This window comes from Paraburkholderia sp. JPY465, assembly GCF_050436725.1.
GTDB lineage: Bacteria > Pseudomonadota > Gammaproteobacteria > Burkholderiales > Burkholderiaceae > Paraburkholderia > Paraburkholderia youngii.
The window spans coordinates 2,277,761-2,297,355 of record NZ_JBNDMT010000003.1 but is presented as its reverse complement, the minus strand read 5'-3'; the positions used below and the strand labels follow the sequence as shown (position 1 = coordinate 2,297,355).

Here is a 19,595-nt window from a genome sequence, read left to right as displayed (position 1 = left end):
AAAAGGTGTGAGCGGATTCCATGCCAGCTCACCCGCGACGCTGCGCGCATGCCGCTGCGGGCATGCGGATGTTCTAACCCATTTGCGCGGCGCGACCCGCGTCATGCGGAGTCCGGCCTGACCGACTTGCGCGCGGGCCAGCCGTGTGGCGTTTCACTGTACGACGTGGCGGGCTCCGCGGCCATCGGCAGCGCGGCGCTGGCGTCGCTGCCGGGCAACGGATACTGGAAGCGCGCGCGTTGGCGTCGCCGGAGCGGAACCGGGCCGGGCTGCCCGCGTATGACCGGCCGCGCGCTGTGCTCGCCGTTGTTGCGCAGCACTTGCAAATGATTCGTGAGCCAGCCGTTGTAAAGCGCGACCGCGGCGGCGCGATTGGGCGCCCCGAGTTGCTGGAATATGCTCGTCAGGTGGATCTTGACCGTGCCTTCGCTAATGCCGAGCGTGCGTGCGATCATCTTGTTGGTGCTGCCCATGTGCACGCAGCGCATGATCTGCTCTTGCCGCGGCGACAGCCCGCTCGAGAGTTTGTTGCGGCGGGGCGGCGGACTTTCTTCATCGAACGTACGGATCGTGGTGTCGGTCGGCAGCGGCGGATCGATCGCCAGCGCGCCGGGCGGCACGTAGTGACCGCCGAGCAGCACCATTTCCAATGCGCGCACGATCAGGCAGGGATCGGTGTCGCGTGGAACGACGCCGAGCACACCCTCGTCCATTAGCGCACGCACGAGCGCTGGCAAGGTCCCGTCGGTGAGCACGCTGATGCGCAAGTCGGGAAAGTGGCTGAGCAGCGCGCGAACTTGTGCAACCGACATCCAGTCCTCCCAGTCGATCACGACGAGATCGGGCCGATAACGCTTGAACGGACGTTCGAGCAGACGCCATTCGTCGGCCTCGGTGAAGCGTGCCAGCCGGTCGATCTGCCGCAGCAAGGCTTTGAGTCCATCACGTCGTTCTGCATTTGAATTGAGAATCGCGAAGCGCATGCATGTCTCCAGATGTGTCGGGCGAAATGGCGCGACGCATCTGAGGGACTCGTTAAGCTGTCTCGATCACGGCGATGCGTCACCGTGCCTATGATGACAAATTCCCTCCGTTTTGACGGCTGTCCAAAAGGCATAAGAAAAGCGGACATTCAACGAAAAAAGCCCCGTCTATACGGGGCTTTTTGCGATAAGGCGTGGATGTCGACGTCGGGGTTAGTGGAAATGCGGTTGCGCGGGCTCGGCATCCTCGGGCATTTCCGCGTGGACGATTTCGCCGAGCGGGTCCGCATACAGCGGCACGCCGCAGTCGTCGCAGTATTCCGGCTCGAAGCGGCCTGCGTGGCGGCGCACATCCGTGATGCCGGTTTCCTTCAGCAGCGCGACGATTTCTTCGAGCGGCTCGTCCGAGCCGGTGACTTCTTCCGGCTCCTCGTCGATGCCGGCCTCGCCGTTTTCGCGGCCGTAGAGCGGCCACACGACACCATAAATCACCTCGTTGCTGCCCTTGCGGGTGAAGCCGACGCGGTACTCGTCGATGCGCCGTTCACCGAAGCCGGCGACCACCGCGCGCAGATCCTGCGGCGCCGCGCCAATCGTGTCGAAAAGATAACGCACGGCGGTACGCACGGTGTGAGGACGCACACTCTCGTCGGCGTCGCGGCAGGCCGAGTAGTAAGCATCGGGCAGCAGACATTCGAATTCGCAGCCCGGCAGCACGACCGACAGGTTCGCGCCGCCTTGCGTGGCCCATTGCTCGAGACATTGGCCGCGTTCGATCCGCGTGCCGTGCTCTTCTTCCTGCCAGCGGAACGTCGCTTCGCCGACGGGCGCGGCGACTACGGCAAGCAGAAAGCGCGGGTCCGCCAGAATCGGCGAGGTCTCCGGCAGTTCTCCGAAATTGAGCTTCGCGTTGCCGCCGCTGACCGCGGCTTGCGCAAGTTGCTGAGCGATGCGCCACGTTTCGACGTGATGGCGCGGCAACTGGTCGATGCTGTACAGGAACGGAGCCATTGCCACGCGCGTGTTGGCGGCGAGCACGTGCGCTTGCAGATGTGCGCGCAGGGCGTCGGCGGCGTCCGACTTGAGCGGGCCGGACGGGATCACGTAGCGGGTCCAGGCGAGTACGGGAGCCGCGATCAGCAGCGCTTCGTACGACACGCCTTCGTGTTCGATGACGAACGATTCGCTATGCGTTTCCGCCATGTCGGCGAGCGCGCCGTAGGCATCCGGATGGTTTTGCTGCAGATGGTCGAGCGCGGCGTCCAGCGTAGTCTGGTTGGCGTTGCGCACAATTTTGGCCAGCAGCGCGTCGAGCTTCGCTTCCCAGAAGCGATCTTCGGTACGGCTGCCCGACGCGAAAAGCGCGAGCGAGAGACCGACGAGCTTGTCGGCGTCGGGAGGGAGACGTTTGGCGATTCGCGAGCGCATAAATCCAGAAAAATTGGGGGCACGGAACCTTATATTCTAGTCTTTTCCAGGCAGCTATATGGCTTGGTCGGCAATCTTGAGGCAGATTCGAGTTCTTTCGTCTCAAAAAATGCGTTCGCCACTGGCACGACGCACGCGACTGATAACGCTCTGGCCGGATGGGATTCAACACCCCGGATACCCGACTCGCTTCTATACTTACGGCGTTTAGCGGGCGCCTGACGGGCGTGTGCCATTTCATCGCCACGTCTGGTGCAATAGGAGATCCATCGTGAAATCGGACCAACTAATCGAGCGACTAGCCGCGGTATTCGCGTTAATTGTGCTCGTAGGTGGGTCGTTGCTGGTGCTGGCGCCATTTACGACCGCGCTGCTGTGGGGCGCCATCCTCAGCTACAGCTCCTGGGGACTCTACCGGCGACTCACTGGCGTGGTTGGGGGCCGGCGCAAGCTGGCCGCGACCTTGATCGTGCTGATCATCCTGGTCGTGGTGCTCGGGCCGTTCGTCTATGCGGGTTTCGCGTTCGGTACCCATGTTCACGAGATCGTCGCGCTGGTGCAAAGACTGTTCGAGTCGGGGTTGCCCGATCTGCCGCCGTGGGTGCAGCGGATTCCGCTGGTTGGTTCGAGCATCGAAGCTTTTTGGGAGCGCTTGACCAGTAGCAATTCTGAGCTGATTGCGCAGTTGCGCACGCTCGCCGCGCCGGCTGGCAAGTGGATTCTCGCGGCGGCGCTGGCGGTGACGCATGGGCTGGGGCTCCTCGCGTTGAGCATCGTGCTTGCGTTCTTCTTTTATACCGGGGGCGAGGGTGCGGCCGCGTGGCTGAACGCTGGCATGCGTCGAGTCGCCGGCGAGCGTGCCGAGTATCTGCTGGCGCTGGCGGGCAGCACCGTGAAGGGTGTGGTCTACGGAATTCTTGGTACGGCCCTGGTGCAGGGGGTTCTCGCGGGATTCGGTTTCTGGATGGCGGCCGTGCCGGCGCCGGCGTTGCTCGGGCTCGTGACGTTCTTTCTGTCGGTGATACCGGGCGGTCCAGTCGTTGTCTGGTTGCCGGCAGCGATCTGGCTCTATCAGGGGGGGGCGACTGGATGGGCGATTTTTCTGGTTATATGGGGTCTGCTGGTAGTCGGCATGGCCGACAACGTCATCAAGCCGATCCTGATTGGCAAGAACAGCGATATGCCCCTGATTCTGGTCATGCTTGGCATCCTCGGCGGCGCGTTTGCGTTTGGTTTCCTTGGCGTTTTCATCGGCCCAACGTTGTTGGCGGTCGCTCATACCGTGCTGCATGATTGGACGATCGGGGCATCCGCCGCGCAGACGGCGGCGCCAGAAGTAAAAACGCCGGCGATAGACGATCCGGGCCGTGTGGGAAAGACCCCTTAAGGGAAAACCCTAGATTTCACTTGCAAGTTCTGGCCGTGGCGACTAGAATTCCGCTCTTTCGTGCTCCGGATACCGGAGCGCGGGGAAGCGGGAAGCCTTTATGGCGAGGGCTTCAGCGGCGTGGCAGGTTAAGCAAGTGATAAAAACCTGTTGACGATCCGGTGGAAGTTCTCCATAATCTCGTTTCTCTGCTGCAGACGCAGCGACGCAAACGAAGCGGTGCCGGGTAGTGGTGGTTCAGGCGCGGCGGGTTGGGCGGATCGATCTTTAAAAACTAACAGCCGATAAGTGTGGGCGCTTGATGCGGAATGCGGCGGCGGATTCTTGTGGATCTGCTGCAAGGCAAAAAGTATCAGAAAGCCTCACACAGTATTAGAGGAAGGTTTATCTGTCGAAAGACGGATTGATCATCGTCAGTACGTTGAGTGAGCGACCGGTTTCTGACGAAACCGAAAACAGTAACAGGTTTGAACTGAAGAGTTTGATCCTGGCTCAGATTGAACGCTGGCGGCATGCCTTACACATGCAAGTCGAACGGCAGCACGGACTTCGGTCTGGTGGCGAGTGGCGAACGGGTGAGTAATACATCGGAACGTGTCCTGGAGTGGGGGATAGCCCGGCGAAAGCCGGATTAATACCGCATACGCTCTGTGGAGGAAAGCGGGGGATCTTTCGGGACCTCGCGCTCAAGGGGCGGCCGATGGCAGATTAGGTAGTTGGTGGGGTAAAGGCCTACCAAGCCGACGATCTGTAGCTGGTCTGAGAGGACGACCAGCCACACTGGGACTGAGACACGGCCCAGACTCCTACGGGAGGCAGCAGTGGGGAATTTTGGACAATGGGCGCAAGCCTGATCCAGCAATGCCGCGTGTGTGAAGAAGGCCTTCGGGTTGTAAAGCACTTTTGTCCGGAAAGAAAACCTCGTGGCTAATATCCATGAGGGATGACGGTACCGGAAGAATAAGCACCGGCTAACTACGTGCCAGCAGCCGCGGTAATACGTAGGGTGCGAGCGTTAATCGGAATTACTGGGCGTAAAGCGTGCGCAGGCGGTGCTGTAAGACCGATGTGAAATCCCCGGGCTTAACCTGGGAACTGCATTGGTGACTGCAGCGCTGGAGTATGGCAGAGGGGGGTGGAATTCCACGTGTAGCAGTGAAATGCGTAGAGATGTGGAGGAACACCGATGGCGAAGGCAGCCCCCTGGGCCAATACTGACGCTCATGCACGAAAGCGTGGGGAGCAAACAGGATTAGATACCCTGGTAGTCCACGCCCTAAACGATGTCAACTGGTTGTCGGGCCTTCATTGGCTTGGTAACGTAGCTAACGCGTGAAGTTGACCGCCTGGGGAGTACGGTCGCAAGATTAAAACTCAAAGGAATTGACGGGGACCCGCACAAGCGGTGGATGATGTGGATTAATTCGATGCAACGCGAAAAACCTTACCTACCCTTGACATGGATGGAATCCTGCTGAGAGGCGGGAGTGCCCGAAAGGGAGCCATCACACAGGTGCTGCATGGCTGTCGTCAGCTCGTGTCGTGAGATGTTGGGTTAAGTCCCGCAACGAGCGCAACCCTTGTCCCTAGTTGCTACGCAAGAGCACTCCAGGGAGACTGCCGGTGACAAACCGGAGGAAGGTGGGGATGACGTCAAGTCCTCATGGCCCTTATGGGTAGGGCTTCACACGTCATACAATGGTCGGAACAGAGGGTTGCCAAGCCGCGAGGTGGAGCCAATCCCAGAAAACCGATCGTAGTCCGGATCGCACTCTGCAACTCGAGTGCGTGAAGCTGGAATCGCTAGTAATCGCGGATCAGCATGCCGCGGTGAATACGTTCCCGGGTCTTGTACACACCGCCCGTCACACCATGGGAGTGGGTTTTACCAGAAGTGGCTAGTCTAACCGCAAGGAGGACGGTCACCACGGTAGGATTCATGACTGGGGTGAAGTCGTAACAAGGTAGCCGTATCGGAAGGTGCGGCTGGATCACCTCCTTTCCAGAGCTATGCATTCAGTGCATTCAAGTGCTCACGCTTATCGGCTGTGGTTTAGAGAAGCAACGCAGACAGACTCAGGGGTCTGTAGCTCAGTCGGTTAGAGCACCGTCTTGATAAGGCGGGGGTCGATGGTTCGAATCCATCCAGACCCACCACTGTCTTGTCTGGTGAGCTGGTCGGGTGAGCCCCTCTGGAGTGTGTGCTGTATGACTGGGGGATTAGCTCAGCTGGGAGAGCACCTGCTTTGCAAGCAGGGGGTCGTCGGTTCGATCCCGTCATCCTCCACCAATCCTCAATGCGCAGGGTTCTGCACACATGCAGAGCGTTGCGCATTGGCGATTGAGCCAGTCAGCGCGATGTGAGGCAACTCATGATCGGCTGTCGTTCTTTAACAATCAGGAAGAAGTAGTAAAGAGATTCACGAAAGCGGACCTGGAGATGGGTGCGTGAGTAGGTGAATCAGGGTTGTGATTGTATCGATGTATTTTATAAGTGATCGAGAGATCGCTTTGGAATACGGCGCAACACGAATACTCAACCTGTAGCGCGTGCGTCTGAACTGAGACACACCCGTTATAGGGTCAAGCGAACAAGTGCATGTGGTGAATGCCTTGGCGATCACAGGCGATGAAGGACGCGGTAGCCTGCGAAAAGCTCCGGGGAGCTGGCAAACAAGCTTTGATCCGGAGATGTCCGAATGGGGAAACCCACTCCTAATGGAGTATCCGTAGCTGAATCCATAGGCTGCGTGAAGCGAACGCGGTGAACTGAAACATCTAAGTAACCGCAGGAAAAGAAATCAACCGAGATTCCCAAAGTAGTGGCGAGCGAAATGGGATCAGCCTGTACTCTTTATTTGCAGTGTTAGCCGAACGCTCTGGAAAGTGCGGCCATAGCGGGTGATAGCCCCGTAGGCGAAAACATTGTGAAAGAACTGGGTGTACGACAAGTAGGGCGGGACACGTGAAATCCTGTCTGAAGATGGGGGGACCATCCTCCAAGGCTAAATACTCGTGATCGACCGATAGTGAACCAGTACCGTGAGGGAAAGGCGAAAAGAACCCCGGGAGGGGAGTGAAACAGATCCTGAAACCGCATGCATACAAACAGTCGGAGCCTCGCAAGGGGTGACGGCGTACCTTTTGTATAATGGGTCAGCGACTTACATTCAGTGGCGAGCTTAACCGATTAGGGCAGGCGTAGCGAAAGCGAGTCCGAACAGGGCGTCCAGTCGCTGGGTGTAGACCCGAAACCAGGTGATCTATCCATGGCCAGGTTGAAGGCACGGTAACACGTGCTGGAGGACCGAACCCACTAACGTTGAAAAGTTAGGGGATGAGCTGTGGATAGGGGTGAAAGGCTAAACAAACCTGGAAATAGCTGGTTCTCTCCGAAAACTATTTAGGTAGTGCCTCGTGTATCACCTTCGGGGGTAGAGCACTGTCATGGTTGTGGGGTCCATTGCGGATTACTTCGCCATAGCAAACTCCGAATACCGAAGAGTGCAATCACGGGAGACAGACATCGGGTGCTAACGTCCGGTGTCAAGAGGGAAACAACCCAGACCGCCAGCTAAGGTCCCCAAATATGGCTAAGTGGGAAACGAAGTGGGAAGGCTAAAACAGTCAGGAGGTTGGCTTAGAAGCAGCCACCCTTTAAAGAAAGCGTAATAGCTCACTGATCGAGTCGTCCTGCGCGGAAGATGTAACGGGGCTAAGCCATATACCGAAGCTGCGGATGCACATTTATGTGCATGGTAGGAGAGCGTTCCGTAAGCCTGCGAAGGTGCACTGGAAAGTGTGCTGGAGGTATCGGAAGTGCGAATGCTGACATGAGTAGCGATAAAGGGGGTGAAAGGCCCCCTCGCCGTAAGCCCAAGGTTTCCTACGCAACGTTCATCGGCGTAGGGTGAGTCGGCCCCTAAGGCGAGGCAGAAATGCGTAGCTGATGGGAAGCAGATTAATATTTCTGCACCATTGTGAAATGCGATGGGGGGACGGATCGCGGAAGGTTGTCCGGGTGTTGGAAGTCCCGGTCGCTGCATTGGAGAGGGTGCCCTGGCAAATCCGGGCACAGGACTCAAGGGTGTGGCGCGAGCTTCTTCGGAAGCGAAGCAACTGGAAGGGGTTCCAGGAAAAGCCTCTAAGCTTCAGTTTCACAGTGACCGTACCGCAAACCGACACAGGTGGGCGAGATGAGTATTCTAAGGCGCTTGAGAGAACTCGGGAGAAGGAACTCGGCAAATTGGTACCGTAACTTCGGGATAAGGTACGCCCCGGTAGCTTGACTGGCCTGCGCCAGAAGGGTGAAGGGGTTGCAATAAACTGGTGGCTGCGACTGTTTAATAAAAACACAGCACTCTGCAAACACGAAAGTGGACGTATAGGGTGTGACGCCTGCCCGGTGCCGGAAGATTAAATGATGGGGTGCAAGCTCCTGATTGAAGTCCCGGTAAACGGCGGCCGTAACTATAACGGTCCTAAGGTAGCGAAATTCCTTGTCGGGTAAGTTCCGACCTGCACGAATGGCGTAACGATGGCCACACTGTCTCCTCCCGAGACTCAGCGAAGTTGAAGTGTTTGTGATGATGCAATCTCCCCGCGGCTAGACGGAAAGACCCCATGAACCTTTACTGTAGCTTTGCATTGGACTTTGAACCGGTCTGTGTAGGATAGGTGGGAGGCTATGAAGCGTGGACGCCAGTCTGCGTGGAGCCGTCCTTGAAATACCACCCTGATCTGTTTGAGGTTCTAACCTTGGTCCGTGATCCGGATCGGGGACAGTGCATGGTAGGCAGTTTGACTGGGGCGGTCTCCTCCCAAAGTGTAACGGAGGAGTACGAAGGTACGCTAGGTACGGTCGGAAATCGTGCTGATAGTGCAATGGCATAAGCGTGCTTGACTGTGAGACTGACAAGTCGAACAGGTGCGAAAGCAGGTCATAGTGATCCGGTGGTTCTGTATGGAAGGGCCATCGCTCAACGGATAAAAGGTACTCTGGGGATAACAGGCTGATACCGCCCAAGAGTTCATATCGACGGCGGTGTTTGGCACCTCGATGTCGGCTCATCTCATCCTGGGGCTGTAGCCGGTCCCAAGGGTATGGCTGTTCGCCATTTAAAGAGGTACGTGAGCTGGGTTTAAAACGTCGTGAGACAGTTTGGTCCCTATCTGCCGTGGGCGCTGGATATTTGAAGGGGGCTGCTCCTAGTACGAGAGGACCGGAGTGGACGAACCTCTGGTGTACCGGTTGTCACGCCAGTGGCATCGCCGGGTAGCTATGTTCGGAAGAGATAACCGCTGAAAGCATCTAAGCGGGAAACTCGCCTTAAGATGAGATATCCCCGGGGCTTTGAGCCCCTTGAAGGGTCGTTCAAGACCAGGACGTTGATAGGTCAGGTGTGCACGTACAGTAATGTACTGAGCTAACTGATACTAATTGCCCGTAAGGCTTGATCCTATAACAGGTGTGTTTCGACATGAGTTAGCGCTTTAGCGCTTGCGACTGTCCGATCCCCGAAAGGGATGCGCTGGAACTCCCGCAGGAGTCACCAGCCCACACGGTTGAGAGATCAGTGTTGCGCCAGAAACAACACAACCCACACACGAATCCTTTACGCTTCTTCCCGATTGGCTGTGGCGCCAGGTTGACCCCAACCTGACAGCGACGCAGCAACCCGTCATGCCTGATGACCATAGCGAGTCGGTCCCACCCCTTCCCATCCCGAACAGGACCGTGAAACGACTCCACGCCGATGATAGTGCGGATTGCCCGTGTGAAAGTAGGTAATCGTCAGGCTCCCCCACAAGCCAGAAACCCCACCCCCAGCGGTGGGGTTTTTGCGTTTACGCGGCCGAAATCGTCAGAGATGAGGTCTCCGTGAAATTCGACCTGCTATTAGGCTCCTGCTTCGCTGTCCGTGCGCAAGCACGCGAGCTCAAACGGGAGTCGCCGTTCCCCGCCGTGGAAACGCGGCTAGCACCTGCCGGATCGCGGTATCGAAAGGTGTGCGTTGGCCGACTCCAAGTGCCTCCAGACGGCTCGATGCCAAATGGCAGTTGTGAGGGCGCGGCGTCGCATCGGTGGGCGTGTGCTGCGGCGTCAATTGCGCGCGGAGTTGCAATGCTTCTGCCAGGCGCATGGCGATCTCATATTTGTTCATGGGCTCGTCGCCCGACCATTGCACGATGCCGGAAATCGTTTCGCCGCGCGCGTGTCGCTCGAGCATCTGTCGGATCACGACCGCGACATCAGGCGTGAACGTAGGATAGCGGATCGCCCAAGCGTCCATCTTTGCAGCTTGGCTGTCCGGCGCTGCCGACGCCACGATCGCCGGCACAAGGCTGGTCACGGCCGACTCCGACCACTTCACAATCGGCCCATACAGAAGCGGCAGACGCAGCACGCATCCGTGCTCGGCCGTTTCGATTAGCGCTCGTTCACCTTCAAGCTTGCTATGTCCATACGCGTTCAGTGGCGCAGGTGTGCTGTCGTGACAATAGGGTGGTTGCTTGCCGTCGAAGACGTAGTCGGTTGAGATCGACAGCGTCCACGCGCCGCGTCGATTCGCCGCTCGGGCGATCGTGCGCACGGCATCAACGTTCAATGCATGAGCATGTACCGGATCGCGCTCGCATACGTCCGGTCGGCGCTCCGCAGCTGCGATCACGACGGCATCCGGCGCCACGTGGTCGATGAAACGCCCGACCGCAAGGCTATCGCGAACGTCCAACTCGACCATTTGCGGAGACGGCCGGCTAAATGCAGTGGAGACGATGTGCCAATCAGCCTGGCCAGCGAGTTCGTCGTTGAGCGCGCGCCCGAGCAGCCCGGAACCACCGATTACGGCAACCTTGAACATGCCCGGCACCCTCAGCGCGGAGACGTGACCGTGTATCCGGCTTCGTCAATCGCGGCCTTCAGCTCCTCGATCGGTTGTGCCGACTCCACGACCACGCGGCCGCTTGCGAGATCCACCTGAACCTGCGCAGCGGCGTCGTGCTCGCGAATCGCGTTCGTGACGGCGGCGACACAGTGCTGGCAGCTCATGCCTTCTACATGGAGTTCGATTGTCATTGCAAAGACCTCGGCGGAATCGGATCGCGAATAGCAGGATTATGCCTGCCGTTTCGTGTTTGGCTAGCTGACCTTCCCACGACGGGAAGGTGTAGGATCGATTCGAGTTCAGTCGCAACTTGGGAACAGTCATGAACATCGGCGAAGCGGCCCGCGCCTCGGGCGTTACGGCAAAGATGATCCGCTACTACGAAAGCGTCGGCCTATTGACCGCGAAGGCGCGCACCAGCGCCGGCTATCGCGTCTATGGCCCGCAGGAAGTACATTCTCTCCGTTTTATCCGCCAAGCGCGCCGGCTCGGATTTCTGGTCGAAGATATCCGGCGACTGCTTGCTCTATGGCACGACCGCTCGCGTGCAAGCGCCGAAGTAAAACGGATCGCGCTCGAACATGTCGCAGAACTCGATCGCCGAATCGCCGAGCTGACGGACATGCGCGACACCCTCGCGCATCTGGCCGATCATTGCAACGGCGATGAGCGGCCAGATTGTCCGATTATTGAGCGACTAGCGGACACCGACCTTGTTTCGGGACAAGGTTGCCACCCGCTTTAGCCGGTGGATCGAGGAGAGAGAGTTGCAACCCAGTCTGCGGATTTGACTTAGCCGCGAATTGCGCACCGAAAGTGTGCGTTGTAAATCGGGGCAATGATGTTCGCGCCGAGCGTACCGATCAATCTCAATAAAATCAGCGCTCTCAGAGCACCCGATCGGTGCGTCATTCCAAATCGGAATGCACGTCATGCGAGCATTTCACTGGTCAGGTTGCACCTCAGGACTATAATGCGGGTTAACCCTTTTAGGGGTAATCCCTGATGTCAAATCACCGGGGATTCGATCTGATCCTTGGAGAACGTCATGTTTGCATTCATTCTTGAGAAGCTGAGCACCTGGTTCGAAACCGCGGAACGTAGCCGTCGTGAGGCATATCTCGCATCGTCGTCGGATATCGTCCAGCTCGAACAGCGCATCCGTTCGCTCGAAACCAAGGGCTATTCGCGCTGAGTTTCCGCTTCGAGTTTGACCCGGCGGCGCCTGCTTTTGCGCAGCCATTGCTGTACCAATGTCGAGCCCCGTCGAAGCGGGGCTTTGTCGCATCTGGACATCGAAAACGCGTGCCTTCGGCGTTTTTCGAGCGATCGTCGCGAGAAGGCTGCTCATGGCGAATATCGACTAGCTTCGTATCGCGGGCCGCGGTAATGTAGGACGTTTTTCGCGCAAGACGGTATTCATAACCAATCGGGCCGCCCATGTCCTCCGTCCGTTCGCTGCAAACTTTCCGATCCGTGATGGCCGCGGCCGCCACGGCGACGCTCGCCACCCTCTGCGCCGCGTCGGACGCATATGCGGTGTCCGATTACGAGCGTCCTCCCGTGATTCTCGATACGCTTGGCGGCATCAATAATGGCCAGAGCGGTACCGTACTGTTGAACTCCCCGCCTGCGCCCGAGCCGATCGTCTCCGCGCCGCCGATCGCGGCACCGGTCGAGCTGCCTGTAGAATCGCCGCCGCCGTTCGTCGTCGCGCCGTATATCCAGTTGCCGGCGGGTGGTGGCGTGCCGCCGCGGCCGATGCCTCGCCCGGTGCCGTTTCCGCAATAGGCAGCGAGGGCGCGACAGATCGTCGGCGACGCTGCTAACGCGTCTCGCTTCTCCCCAATACGCCAGCTTCCTTCGCCCCCGAAAATCCCATTCGGGTTTGGGCGCATGGCGTCCATGAAACCGTCCGACGACAATCGTTGCGCGCCTCGTCGCCGTGAGCTTGGATCCCGGCTGCGCCCCGCGTCACCGCTTCGAACGGAAAACTCAAGGAGACGTCACCATGCCTAATCACTGGATGCAGCGTGCGACGCGCGCCTGCCTGATGCTGCTCGCGCTGGCTACGCTGCCGGGTGCCGGATTCGCGAAGGACGCGCCGGAAATGCCGGCACTGACGATGGCCGTCGGCGGCTTACCCGGCCTCTACTATCTACCGGTCCTCGCCGCGCAGCAGCTCGGCTACTTCAAGGACGAAGGCCTGAACGTCACGCTCGAAGATTTCGCGGGCGGCTCCAAGGCGCTCGAAGCGGTGGTGGGCGGCAGCGCCGAAGTCGGCGCGGGCGCGTTCGAGCACACGCTGTTCATGCAGGCGAAGGGGCAGCACTATCGCGCGTTCGTGTTGATGGGTCGAGCCCCGCAGATCGTGATCGGCGTGGTGAAGTCGAAGGCCGATCAGATCAAGTCGCTCGCGGACTTCAAAGGCGCGAAGGTCGGCGTGAGCGCACCGGGTTCGTCGACGGATCTCGTGCTCACCGTTGCGTTGCGCAAGGCCGGCGTGCAGCGCAGCGACATTTCGGCGATCGGCGTCGGCAGCGGCGCGACGGTGCTGGCCGCGGTGGGCAGTGGGCAGATCGACGCACTATCCAATGTCGATCCAATGATGACCAAGCTCACGCGTAGCGGCGCAATTAAGGTGCTGGTGGATACGCGTACGGTCAAAGGCACGCAGGAGGTATTCGGCGGTACGATGCCTGCGGCAACGCTTTACGCGCCCGAAAGCTTCATCCAGAAAAATCCGAAGACGACGCAGGCGCTGACCAATGCGATCGTGCGCGCCAATCATTGGCTGCAGACCGCGAGCGATGCCGATCTGTTGAAGATGGTGCCGCAAGCCTATCTGTTGGGCGACCCGACGCTTTATCTCGACGCCTTTCACAATGTGCGCGATGCGTATTCGCCGGACGGACTGATGCCCGCGGATGGGCCGGCGACGGCGCTGCGCGCGTTGTCGTCGTTCGACACCCGGCTCGATCCGAAGAAGATCGAACTGAGTGCGACCTATACGAACCAGTTCGCGAGCAAGGCAGCCGCGCAGTTGAAGTGAACCTGAGCGCAGATCGGGTTGCGCGGGCAGGCAACTGCAGACCGCACGCGCAATCCGCTCAAGCGCCGCTCGTCGCGTTCAATTGCCGCGATATTCGATCTTGAACGTCGCAGCCTTGTCCTCGCCGAGCGTCTTGACGAGCCATGGCATCTGATCCTTCAGCATCTTCGCAAGCGTATACGGCGGGTTCAGGATGAACATGCCGCTACCGAACAGCCCATAGCCGTCTTCCGGCGGATTGCTGACGGTCAGGCTGACGTGCAGCCAGTTGTCCTTCTGCAACTGCTTGAGCTGATCGGGGAAGCGCTGCGACTCGGGGCGCTTGACCTGTGGATACCAGACCGCATACGTGCCGGTCGGAAACCGCTTCAGACTTTCCTCGACGCAGCGCAGCGTGCGTCCATAATCGCGCTTGTCTTCATACGACGGGTCGAGCAGGATCAGCGCGCGACGCGGCGCCGGCGGCAACAGCGCGAGAATGCCGTCGAAGCCGTCGCCCGCGTACAGCATCGCGCGGCGACCCGCGTCGCGAAAGTTGTGGCGCAGCACATCGATTTCGGTGCTGTGCAATTCGAATAGCCGCATACGATCCTGCGCGCGCAACTGTCGCCACGCCAGATACGGCGAGCCCGGATAGAAATGCAACTGGCCATCCGCATTGAGCGCGCTGACTTCGTCGACATAGTCGGCGAACAGCGGCGGCAGATCGTTGCGGCCCCACAGTTTTGCGATACCCGTCTCGAACTCGCCGGTTTTCGTCGCGTAGCCTTCCTTCAGCGAGTAGACGCCGGCGCCCGCGTGCGTGTCGATATACCAGTAGGCCTTGTCCTTCTGGCCAAGGTAGCGCAGGAGCTGCAACACGACGGCGTGTTTCAGAACGTCGGCGTGATTGCCGGCATGAAAGGCGTGGCGGTAGCTGAGCATGATGAGAGGACGCTAAGAGAGCGCAGGCTGGCCCGAAGGAGCCGGCGACGCGCGGTCGCGTATTGTACGCGACCGCGCGTGCCCGGTTGGCCACTCAGTGCGTGGCGCTGCGCGCGCGATTACTCGTGCGCCTCGCCGATGATCTCCTCGATCCGCTGTTTGATCTCAGGCGTAATACGCTCGGCCACCTCGGCGGACTGCATGTTTTCGCCGATCTGTTCGACCCGCGAGGCGCCCGTGATCACCGTGCTGACATTCGGATTCGTCAGAATCCACGCGATCGCGAGCTGACCGACCGTGCAGCCGAGCTCGTCGGCGACCGCGCCGAGCTGGCCGACCACGTTGTTGCGCGTCGGGTCGGTGAGCTGCTGACGCAGCCAGTCATAGCCCTGCAACTGCGCGCGACTGTCGGCAGGTACGCCGTCACGGTATTTGCCGGTGAGCAGGCCCGATGCCAGGGGACTCCACGTGGTCAGGCCGAGGCCGATGTCCTCGTAAAGCCGCTTGTATTCGTGCTCGACACGTTTGCGGTGGAACAGGTTGTATTGCGGCTGCTCCATGACAGGCTTGTGCAGATGGTGCCGCTCGGCGATTTCATATGCGGCGCGAATCTCGTCGGCGCTCCATTCCGAGGTGCCCCAGTACAGCGCCTTGCCGCGCGCGATCATGTCGCTCATTGCCCAGACCGTTTCCTCGACCGGCGTGTTCGGGTCGGGACGATGACAGAACACGAGATCGACGTAATCGAGTTGCAGGCGCTTCAACGACCCGTCGATCGCGTTCATCAGGTACTTGCGGTTCAGCGTGTGGTACTGATTAGGCGCTTCGTTGAGTCCCCAGAAAAATTTCGTCGACACCACGTAGCTCACGCGCGGCCACGCGAGCTCTTTCAACGCATGGCCCATGATTTCCTCGGATTTGCCGCCCGCATAGACTTCGGCGTTGTCGAAGAAATTGACGCCCGCGTCGCGCGCCGCGGCAAGCGATTCGCGCGCGGCGCGGTGATCCACCTGGTTGCCGTACGTGACCCATGAGCCGATCGACAACTCGCTCACTTTCAGGCCAGAGCGGCCCAGACGTCGATAATTCATGCATGTCTCCTGGTTTGGTGATGCCACGGGAATGGAGCCCGGATTCAGCCGGAAAGCGTTCAGTTTAAATAGATCCGGTTCGGCGTGCGTTTTAGTGCGTTTTACCTATGTCGTTCACAGGGTTCATGCACAATAGCAAAGTCGGCCGCCGCGCTGCATCCGCCGAACGGTCTATACCGTTTGGCCGACTTCTCGCCGCGCGCGGCTTCGTGGTCTCATTGCTCAACAACTGCATGGAGGTTCTGGATGTCGTCTCTGAACTCGAATCTGAACGGCAAGGTCGCCGTCGTCACTGGCGCCGCGAGTGGTATCGGCAAGCAGATCGCGTTGACTCTGTCGGCCGCGGGTGCGGCGGTCGCGATCGCCGACCTGAACCAGGACGGCGCGAACGCCGTGGCTGAAGAAATCAGAAAGGGCGGCGGTAAGGCAATCGGCGTGGCAATGGACGTGACGAGCGAAGACGCCGTCAACCAGGGTATCGACAAGGTCGCCGAGGAATTCGGCTCGATCGACATTCTCGTTTCCAACGCCGGCATCCAGATCGTCAATCCGATCGAAAACTATTCGTTCTCGGACTGGAAGAAGATGCAGGCCATTCACGTGGACGGCGCGTTCCTGACCACCAAGGCCGCGCTCAAGCATATGTACAAGGACAATCGCGGCGGCGTCGTGATCTACATGGGTTCGGTCCACTCGCATCTCGCCTCGCCGCTGAAGTCGGCGTACGTGACCGCGAAGCACGCTCTGCTGGGTCTGTCGCGCGTGCTCGCCAAGGAGGGCGCTGCGCATAACGTGCGTTCGCACGTCGTGTGTCCGGGCTTCGTGCGCACGCCGCTGGTGGACAAGCAGATTCCCGAGCAGGCGAAGGAATTCGGCATCAGCGAAGAAGAAGTGATCAAGCGCGTGATGCTGGGCGGTACCGTCGACGGTATCTTCACGACGGTCGAAGACGTCGCTCAGACCGTGCTGTTCCTGTCGACCTTCCCGACTGCGGCGCTGACGGGCCAGTCGTTCGTCGTGAGCCACGGCTGGTATATGCACTAAGGGGCGGCCTGTGGCGCAACGCAATCTGAAGCGGGCGCGCGTGGGCGTGTCCGGCGACGGGGAGGGTGCGGGTCCGACGATTGCCGCCCGCTCGCGCCGGCACTCCCGATTGCCCAACTACGAAACCGTCGCGCTGATGCTGCAAGGCGGTGGCGCGCTCGGCGCCTACCAGGCAGGCGGCTTTCAGGGACTTTACGAAGCCGGCGTCGAACCGAACTGGATCGCGGGGATTTCGATCGGCGCGTTGAATACGGCGATCATTGCAGGTAATCCGCCGGAACGACGCGTCGAGCGTCTGCTGCAATTCTGGGAGACGATCTGCCAGCCGGCGTTCGGGCCGCCGTTGCCGGCTCCGGTCGAACACGTGCTGTTCAATTCGAGCGAAGCGGTGCGCAAGGCATTTACTGCAGCGCAGGCAATGAGCGCGATCGTCGAAGGTCAAAAGGGCTTTTTCGTGCCGCGTTTCCCGCCGCCGTTGCCCACGGTGTCCGGTCCGCCGCAATTGGCGAGCTACTACGACACCACGCCGCTGAAGGCCACGCTCGAGTCACTGTGCGATTTCGACCGGATCAATTCCGGGGAAATACGCGTGTCGGTGGGCGCGGTGAATTGCGGCACGGGCAACTTCGCGTACTTCGACAATACACACACCACGCTCAGGCCCGAGCATTTCATAGCGTCGGGCGCGTTGCCGCCGGGCTTCGCAGCCGTCGAGATAGCCGGTCAGTTCTACTGGGACGGCGGCCTGATGTCGAATACGCCGCTCTACGAGGTGCTCCAGACCACGCCGCGTCGCGATACGCTCGCGTTTCAGGTCGATTTATGGAGCGCGATCGGGCCGGTGCCGGACAACATCACCGACGTGCAGGGGCGCATGAAAGACATCCAGTATTCGAGCCGTACGCGTCTCGTGACCGACATGCTGCAGCGTTCGCAGCGTTTCCGTCACGTACTGCGCGAGGTGCTGGACCGTGTGCCTGAAGAGCAACGCGACGATCCGTGGTGCAAGCTGGCCGAAGATCTGTCGTGCTCGAAGCGCTACAACGTGATTCACCTGATCTACCGGCACAAGGAATACGAAGGACACTACAAGGACTTTCAATTCGGTCTGTCGACGATGCGCGAGCATTGGCGAAGCGGTCTCGAAGACATTGTCCGTTCGCTCGAACAGCCCAACTGGCTCGAGATGCCGGAGAACGATGCCGGTTTCGTCACGCACGACATTCATCGGGACTCGCGCTGATTCCTCGCAAAGCAACCCGACGCTGCGCCGGCAAGGCCGAACGAACAGTCAGGCAGGCATAAAAAACGGCGCCCTTTTCTGAAAAAGGGCGCCGTTTCTACAGACAGTTGCAGCGGCAAACCTGCTGCAATAGCGCGGCAAACCTCCGCGCCGTGAATTGCCCTACTTCAGCACGTGAGCAATCGCGTTGGCGACGACGTCGAGGTTGCGCGTATTGAGCGCAGCCACGCAGATACGGCCGGTGCTGACCGCATAGATGCCGAACTCTTCGCGCAGACGATCCACCTGCGGAGCCGTCAGACCCGAGTACGAGAACATCCCGCGCTGTGCGTTCACGAAGCTGAAGTCGCGATCGACGCCGCTTGCCTTCAGGCGCTCGACGAGACCATTACGCATTGCGCGGATACGGTCGCGCATTTCGCCCAGTTCGCTTTCCCACGTCGCGCGCAGTTCCGGCGACGCGAGCACGGCTGCGACCACCGAGCCGCCGTGCGTCGGCGGGTTCGAGTAGTTGGTGCGGATCACGCGCTTCAGTTGCGACAGCACGCGCGCCGCTTCTTCCTTGCTCGAGGTGATGATCGACAGCGCGCCGACACGCTCGCCGTACAGCGAGAACGACTTCGAGAACGACGACGACACGAACACGTTCAGTTCCTGCGCCGCGAACAGACGCACGGCTGCCGCGTCCGCTTCGATGTTGTCACCGAAGCCCTGGTAGGCGATATCGAGGAACGGCACCAGATTGCGCGCCTTCACGACCTCGACGACCTGCTTCCACTGTTCGACGCTCAGGTCGACGCCGGTCGGGTTGTGGCAGCACGCGTGCAGCACGACGATCGTGCCCGCTGCATAGCTGTTCAGCGCGCTCAGCATGCCGTCGAAGTTCACGCCATGCGTCTGCGCGTCATAGTACGGATACGATTCGACGACGAAACCGGCGCCTTCGAACAGCGCGCGATGGTTTTCCCAACTCGGGTCGCTGATCGCGACCTTGCTGTTGGGGTTCACGCGCTTCAGGAAGTCCGCGCCGATCTTCAGCGCGCCCGTGCCGCCCAGCGCCTGCGCCGTGACGACGCGGCCGGCCGCGATCAGCGGCGAGTCGTTGCCGAGCAGCAGCTTTTGGACGGCGGCATCGTAAGCGGCGATACCTTCGATCGGCAGATAGCCGCGCGGCAGCGCGGCATCGACGCGGGCCTTTTCCGCCTCGCGCACGGCGCGCAGCAGCGGAATCTTGCCTTCTTCATTGAAGTACACACCAACGCCGAGGTTGACCTTGGTGGCGCGCGTGTCGGCGTTGAAAGCTTCGTTCAGGCCCAGAATCGGGTCGCGGGGAGCTAGTTCGACGGCGGAGAACAGAGACATGATGGGTGGGCAGCAGTAGTGAAAAGAGGGCGGCTTCGCGCGCGGGCGGCCTCGTCTGGCGCGTCGGCGGCGTTTCGGGTGTGCGGCGTGAGATCGACGAAACGCGGAAATCGGGGACGGCCTATGGACAGCGGCGAGCGAGCGCAACTTCGCATTGTAACGAATCCGGGCGCTTTTTTCGGACGACCGGATGG

At 59.9% G+C, this 19,595-nt stretch carries 14 protein-coding genes, 2 tRNA genes and 3 rRNA genes; 12 read left to right on the top strand and 7 right to left on the bottom strand.

Annotation, left to right across the window (positions count from 1 at the left end; all coding sequences use genetic code 11):
• Positions 1-101: 101 nt before the first annotated feature.
• A complete protein-coding gene (locus QFZ94_RS25270) occupies positions 102-983 on the bottom strand; it encodes a response regulator transcription factor (protein WP_368587064.1) in 882 nt (293 codons plus the stop codon).
• A gap of 213 nt (positions 984-1,196) precedes the next feature.
• Positions 1,197-2,411 carry a DUF2863 family protein gene (locus QFZ94_RS25265; RefSeq protein WP_410850505.1) on the bottom strand — a complete coding sequence of 405 codons (1,215 nt, stop codon included), beginning with the start codon at positions 2,409-2,411 and terminating at the stop codon, positions 1,197-1,199.
• 271 nt (positions 2,412-2,682) lie between these two features.
• Between QFZ94_RS25265 and QFZ94_RS25260 the strand changes: the two genes are divergently transcribed.
• From QFZ94_RS25260 to rrf, 6 genes are all read left to right on the top strand, one after another.
• A complete protein-coding gene (locus QFZ94_RS25260; protein WP_429461920.1) occupies positions 2,683-3,798 on the top strand; it encodes an AI-2E family transporter in 1,116 nt (371 codons plus the stop codon).
• A gap of 469 nt (positions 3,799-4,267) precedes the next feature.
• Positions 4,268-5,800, top strand: a 16S ribosomal RNA gene (locus tag QFZ94_RS25255).
• A gap of 78 nt (positions 5,801-5,878) precedes the next feature.
• Positions 5,879-5,955 (top strand) — tRNA-Ile (locus tag QFZ94_RS25250).
• Between the two features lie 57 nt (positions 5,956-6,012).
• A tRNA-Ala gene (locus QFZ94_RS25245) sits at positions 6,013-6,088 on the top strand.
• A 291-nt stretch (positions 6,089-6,379) separates the two neighbouring features.
• A 23S ribosomal RNA gene (locus tag QFZ94_RS25240) occupies positions 6,380-9,259 on the top strand.
• A 225-nt stretch (positions 9,260-9,484) separates the two neighbouring features.
• A 5S ribosomal RNA gene (rrf, locus tag QFZ94_RS25235) occupies positions 9,485-9,598 on the top strand.
• The 16S, 23S and 5S rRNA genes sit together here with 2 tRNA genes alongside, the layout of an rRNA operon.
• Before the next feature lie 139 nt (positions 9,599-9,737).
• Here the strand turns inward: rrf and QFZ94_RS25230 are convergent.
• Both QFZ94_RS25230 and QFZ94_RS25225 read right to left on the bottom strand, forming a co-directional pair.
• The gene (locus QFZ94_RS25230) at positions 9,738-10,661 is read right to left on the bottom strand and encodes a dTDP-4-dehydrorhamnose reductase family protein (protein ID WP_410851667.1); all 924 of its coding nucleotides are present in this window, start codon (positions 10,659-10,661) and stop codon (positions 9,738-9,740) included.
• An 11-nt stretch (positions 10,662-10,672) separates the two neighbouring features.
• Positions 10,673-10,876 (bottom strand): heavy-metal-associated domain-containing protein, encoded by a 204-nt coding sequence (locus QFZ94_RS25225; RefSeq protein ID WP_429460356.1) that lies wholly within the window; start codon positions 10,874-10,876, stop codon positions 10,673-10,675.
• A 131-nt stretch (positions 10,877-11,007) separates the two neighbouring features.
• On the opposite strand from QFZ94_RS25225, the gene cueR reads away from it, so the two are divergent.
• The 4 genes from cueR (at position 11,008) to QFZ94_RS25205 (ending at position 13,737) form a co-directional block, all read left to right on the top strand.
• Positions 11,008-11,430, top strand: coding sequence for a Cu(I)-responsive transcriptional regulator (gene cueR, locus QFZ94_RS25220; RefSeq protein ID WP_368586686.1), 423 nt, complete (start codon positions 11,008-11,010; stop codon positions 11,428-11,430).
• Between the two features lie 303 nt (positions 11,431-11,733).
• The gene (locus QFZ94_RS25215) at positions 11,734-11,880 is read left to right on the top strand and encodes a DUF3563 family protein (RefSeq protein WP_429460354.1); all 147 of its coding nucleotides are present in this window, start codon (positions 11,734-11,736) and stop codon (positions 11,878-11,880) included.
• A 245-nt stretch (positions 11,881-12,125) separates the two neighbouring features.
• A complete protein-coding gene (locus tag QFZ94_RS25210; protein ID WP_429460352.1) occupies positions 12,126-12,476 on the top strand; it encodes a hypothetical protein in 351 nt (116 codons plus the stop codon).
• A gap of 220 nt (positions 12,477-12,696) precedes the next feature.
• Positions 12,697-13,737 (top strand): ABC transporter substrate-binding protein, encoded by a 1,041-nt coding sequence (locus tag QFZ94_RS25205; RefSeq protein WP_429460350.1) that lies wholly within the window; start codon positions 12,697-12,699, stop codon positions 13,735-13,737.
• A gap of 78 nt (positions 13,738-13,815) precedes the next feature.
• Here the strand turns inward: QFZ94_RS25205 and QFZ94_RS25200 are convergent, their stop codons facing one another.
• Both QFZ94_RS25200 and QFZ94_RS25195 read right to left on the bottom strand, forming a co-directional pair.
• On the bottom strand, positions 13,816-14,661 hold the full coding sequence (locus QFZ94_RS25200) for a 23S rRNA (adenine(2030)-N(6))-methyltransferase RlmJ (protein WP_368586689.1): 846 nt from the start codon (positions 14,659-14,661) through the stop codon (positions 13,816-13,818).
• A 119-nt stretch (positions 14,662-14,780) separates the two neighbouring features.
• Positions 14,781-15,752, bottom strand: coding sequence for a potassium channel beta subunit family protein (locus QFZ94_RS25195; RefSeq protein WP_429460347.1), 972 nt, complete (start codon positions 15,750-15,752; stop codon positions 14,781-14,783).
• A 246-nt stretch (positions 15,753-15,998) separates the two neighbouring features.
• On the opposite strand from QFZ94_RS25195, the gene QFZ94_RS25190 reads away from it, so the two are divergent.
• Together QFZ94_RS25190 and QFZ94_RS25185 are read left to right on the top strand one after the other, a co-directional pair.
• Positions 15,999-16,796 carry a 3-hydroxybutyrate dehydrogenase gene (locus QFZ94_RS25190; RefSeq protein WP_429460345.1) on the top strand — a complete coding sequence of 266 codons (798 nt, stop codon included), beginning with the start codon at positions 15,999-16,001 and terminating at the stop codon, positions 16,794-16,796.
• A 10-nt stretch (positions 16,797-16,806) separates the two neighbouring features.
• Positions 16,807-18,039, top strand: coding sequence for a DUF3734 domain-containing protein (locus QFZ94_RS25185; RefSeq protein ID WP_429460343.1), 1,233 nt, complete (start codon positions 16,807-16,809; stop codon positions 18,037-18,039).
• A 162-nt stretch (positions 18,040-18,201) separates the two neighbouring features.
• On the opposite strand, the gene QFZ94_RS25180 is transcribed toward QFZ94_RS25185, so the two are convergent.
• Positions 18,202-19,401, bottom strand: coding sequence for an amino acid aminotransferase (locus tag QFZ94_RS25180; RefSeq protein ID WP_368586692.1), 1,200 nt, complete (start codon positions 19,399-19,401; stop codon positions 18,202-18,204).
• Between the last annotated feature and the right edge of the window lie 194 nt (positions 19,402-19,595).

Coding starts and splice junctions, on each gene's coding strand:
- QFZ94_RS25270 (WP_368587064.1), bottom strand. CDS start 983: ATGCGCTTCGCGATTCTCAATTCAAATGCAGAACGACGTGATGGACTC.
- QFZ94_RS25265 (WP_410850505.1), bottom strand. CDS start 2,411: ATGCGCTCGCGAATCGCCAAACGTCTCCCTCCCGACGCCGACAAGCTC.
- QFZ94_RS25230 (WP_410851667.1), bottom strand. CDS start 10,661: ATGTTCAAGGTTGCCGTAATCGGTGGTTCCGGGCTGCTCGGGCGCGCG.
- QFZ94_RS25225 (WP_429460356.1), bottom strand. CDS start 10,876: ATGACAATCGAACTCCATGTAGAAGGCATGAGCTGCCAGCACTGTGTC.
- cueR (WP_368586686.1), top strand. CDS start 11,008: ATGAACATCGGCGAAGCGGCCCGCGCCTCGGGCGTTACGGCAAAGATG.
- QFZ94_RS25215 (WP_429460354.1), top strand. CDS start 11,734: ATGTTTGCATTCATTCTTGAGAAGCTGAGCACCTGGTTCGAAACCGCG.
- QFZ94_RS25210 (WP_429460352.1), top strand. CDS start 12,126: ATGTCCTCCGTCCGTTCGCTGCAAACTTTCCGATCCGTGATGGCCGCG.
- QFZ94_RS25205 (WP_429460350.1), top strand. CDS start 12,697: ATGCCTAATCACTGGATGCAGCGTGCGACGCGCGCCTGCCTGATGCTG.
- QFZ94_RS25200 (WP_368586689.1), bottom strand. CDS start 14,661: ATGCTCAGCTACCGCCACGCCTTTCATGCCGGCAATCACGCCGACGTT.
- QFZ94_RS25195 (WP_429460347.1), bottom strand. CDS start 15,752: ATGAATTATCGACGTCTGGGCCGCTCTGGCCTGAAAGTGAGCGAGTTG.
- QFZ94_RS25190 (WP_429460345.1), top strand. CDS start 15,999: ATGTCGTCTCTGAACTCGAATCTGAACGGCAAGGTCGCCGTCGTCACT.
- QFZ94_RS25180 (WP_368586692.1), bottom strand. CDS start 19,401: ATGTCTCTGTTCTCCGCCGTCGAACTAGCTCCCCGCGACCCGATTCTG.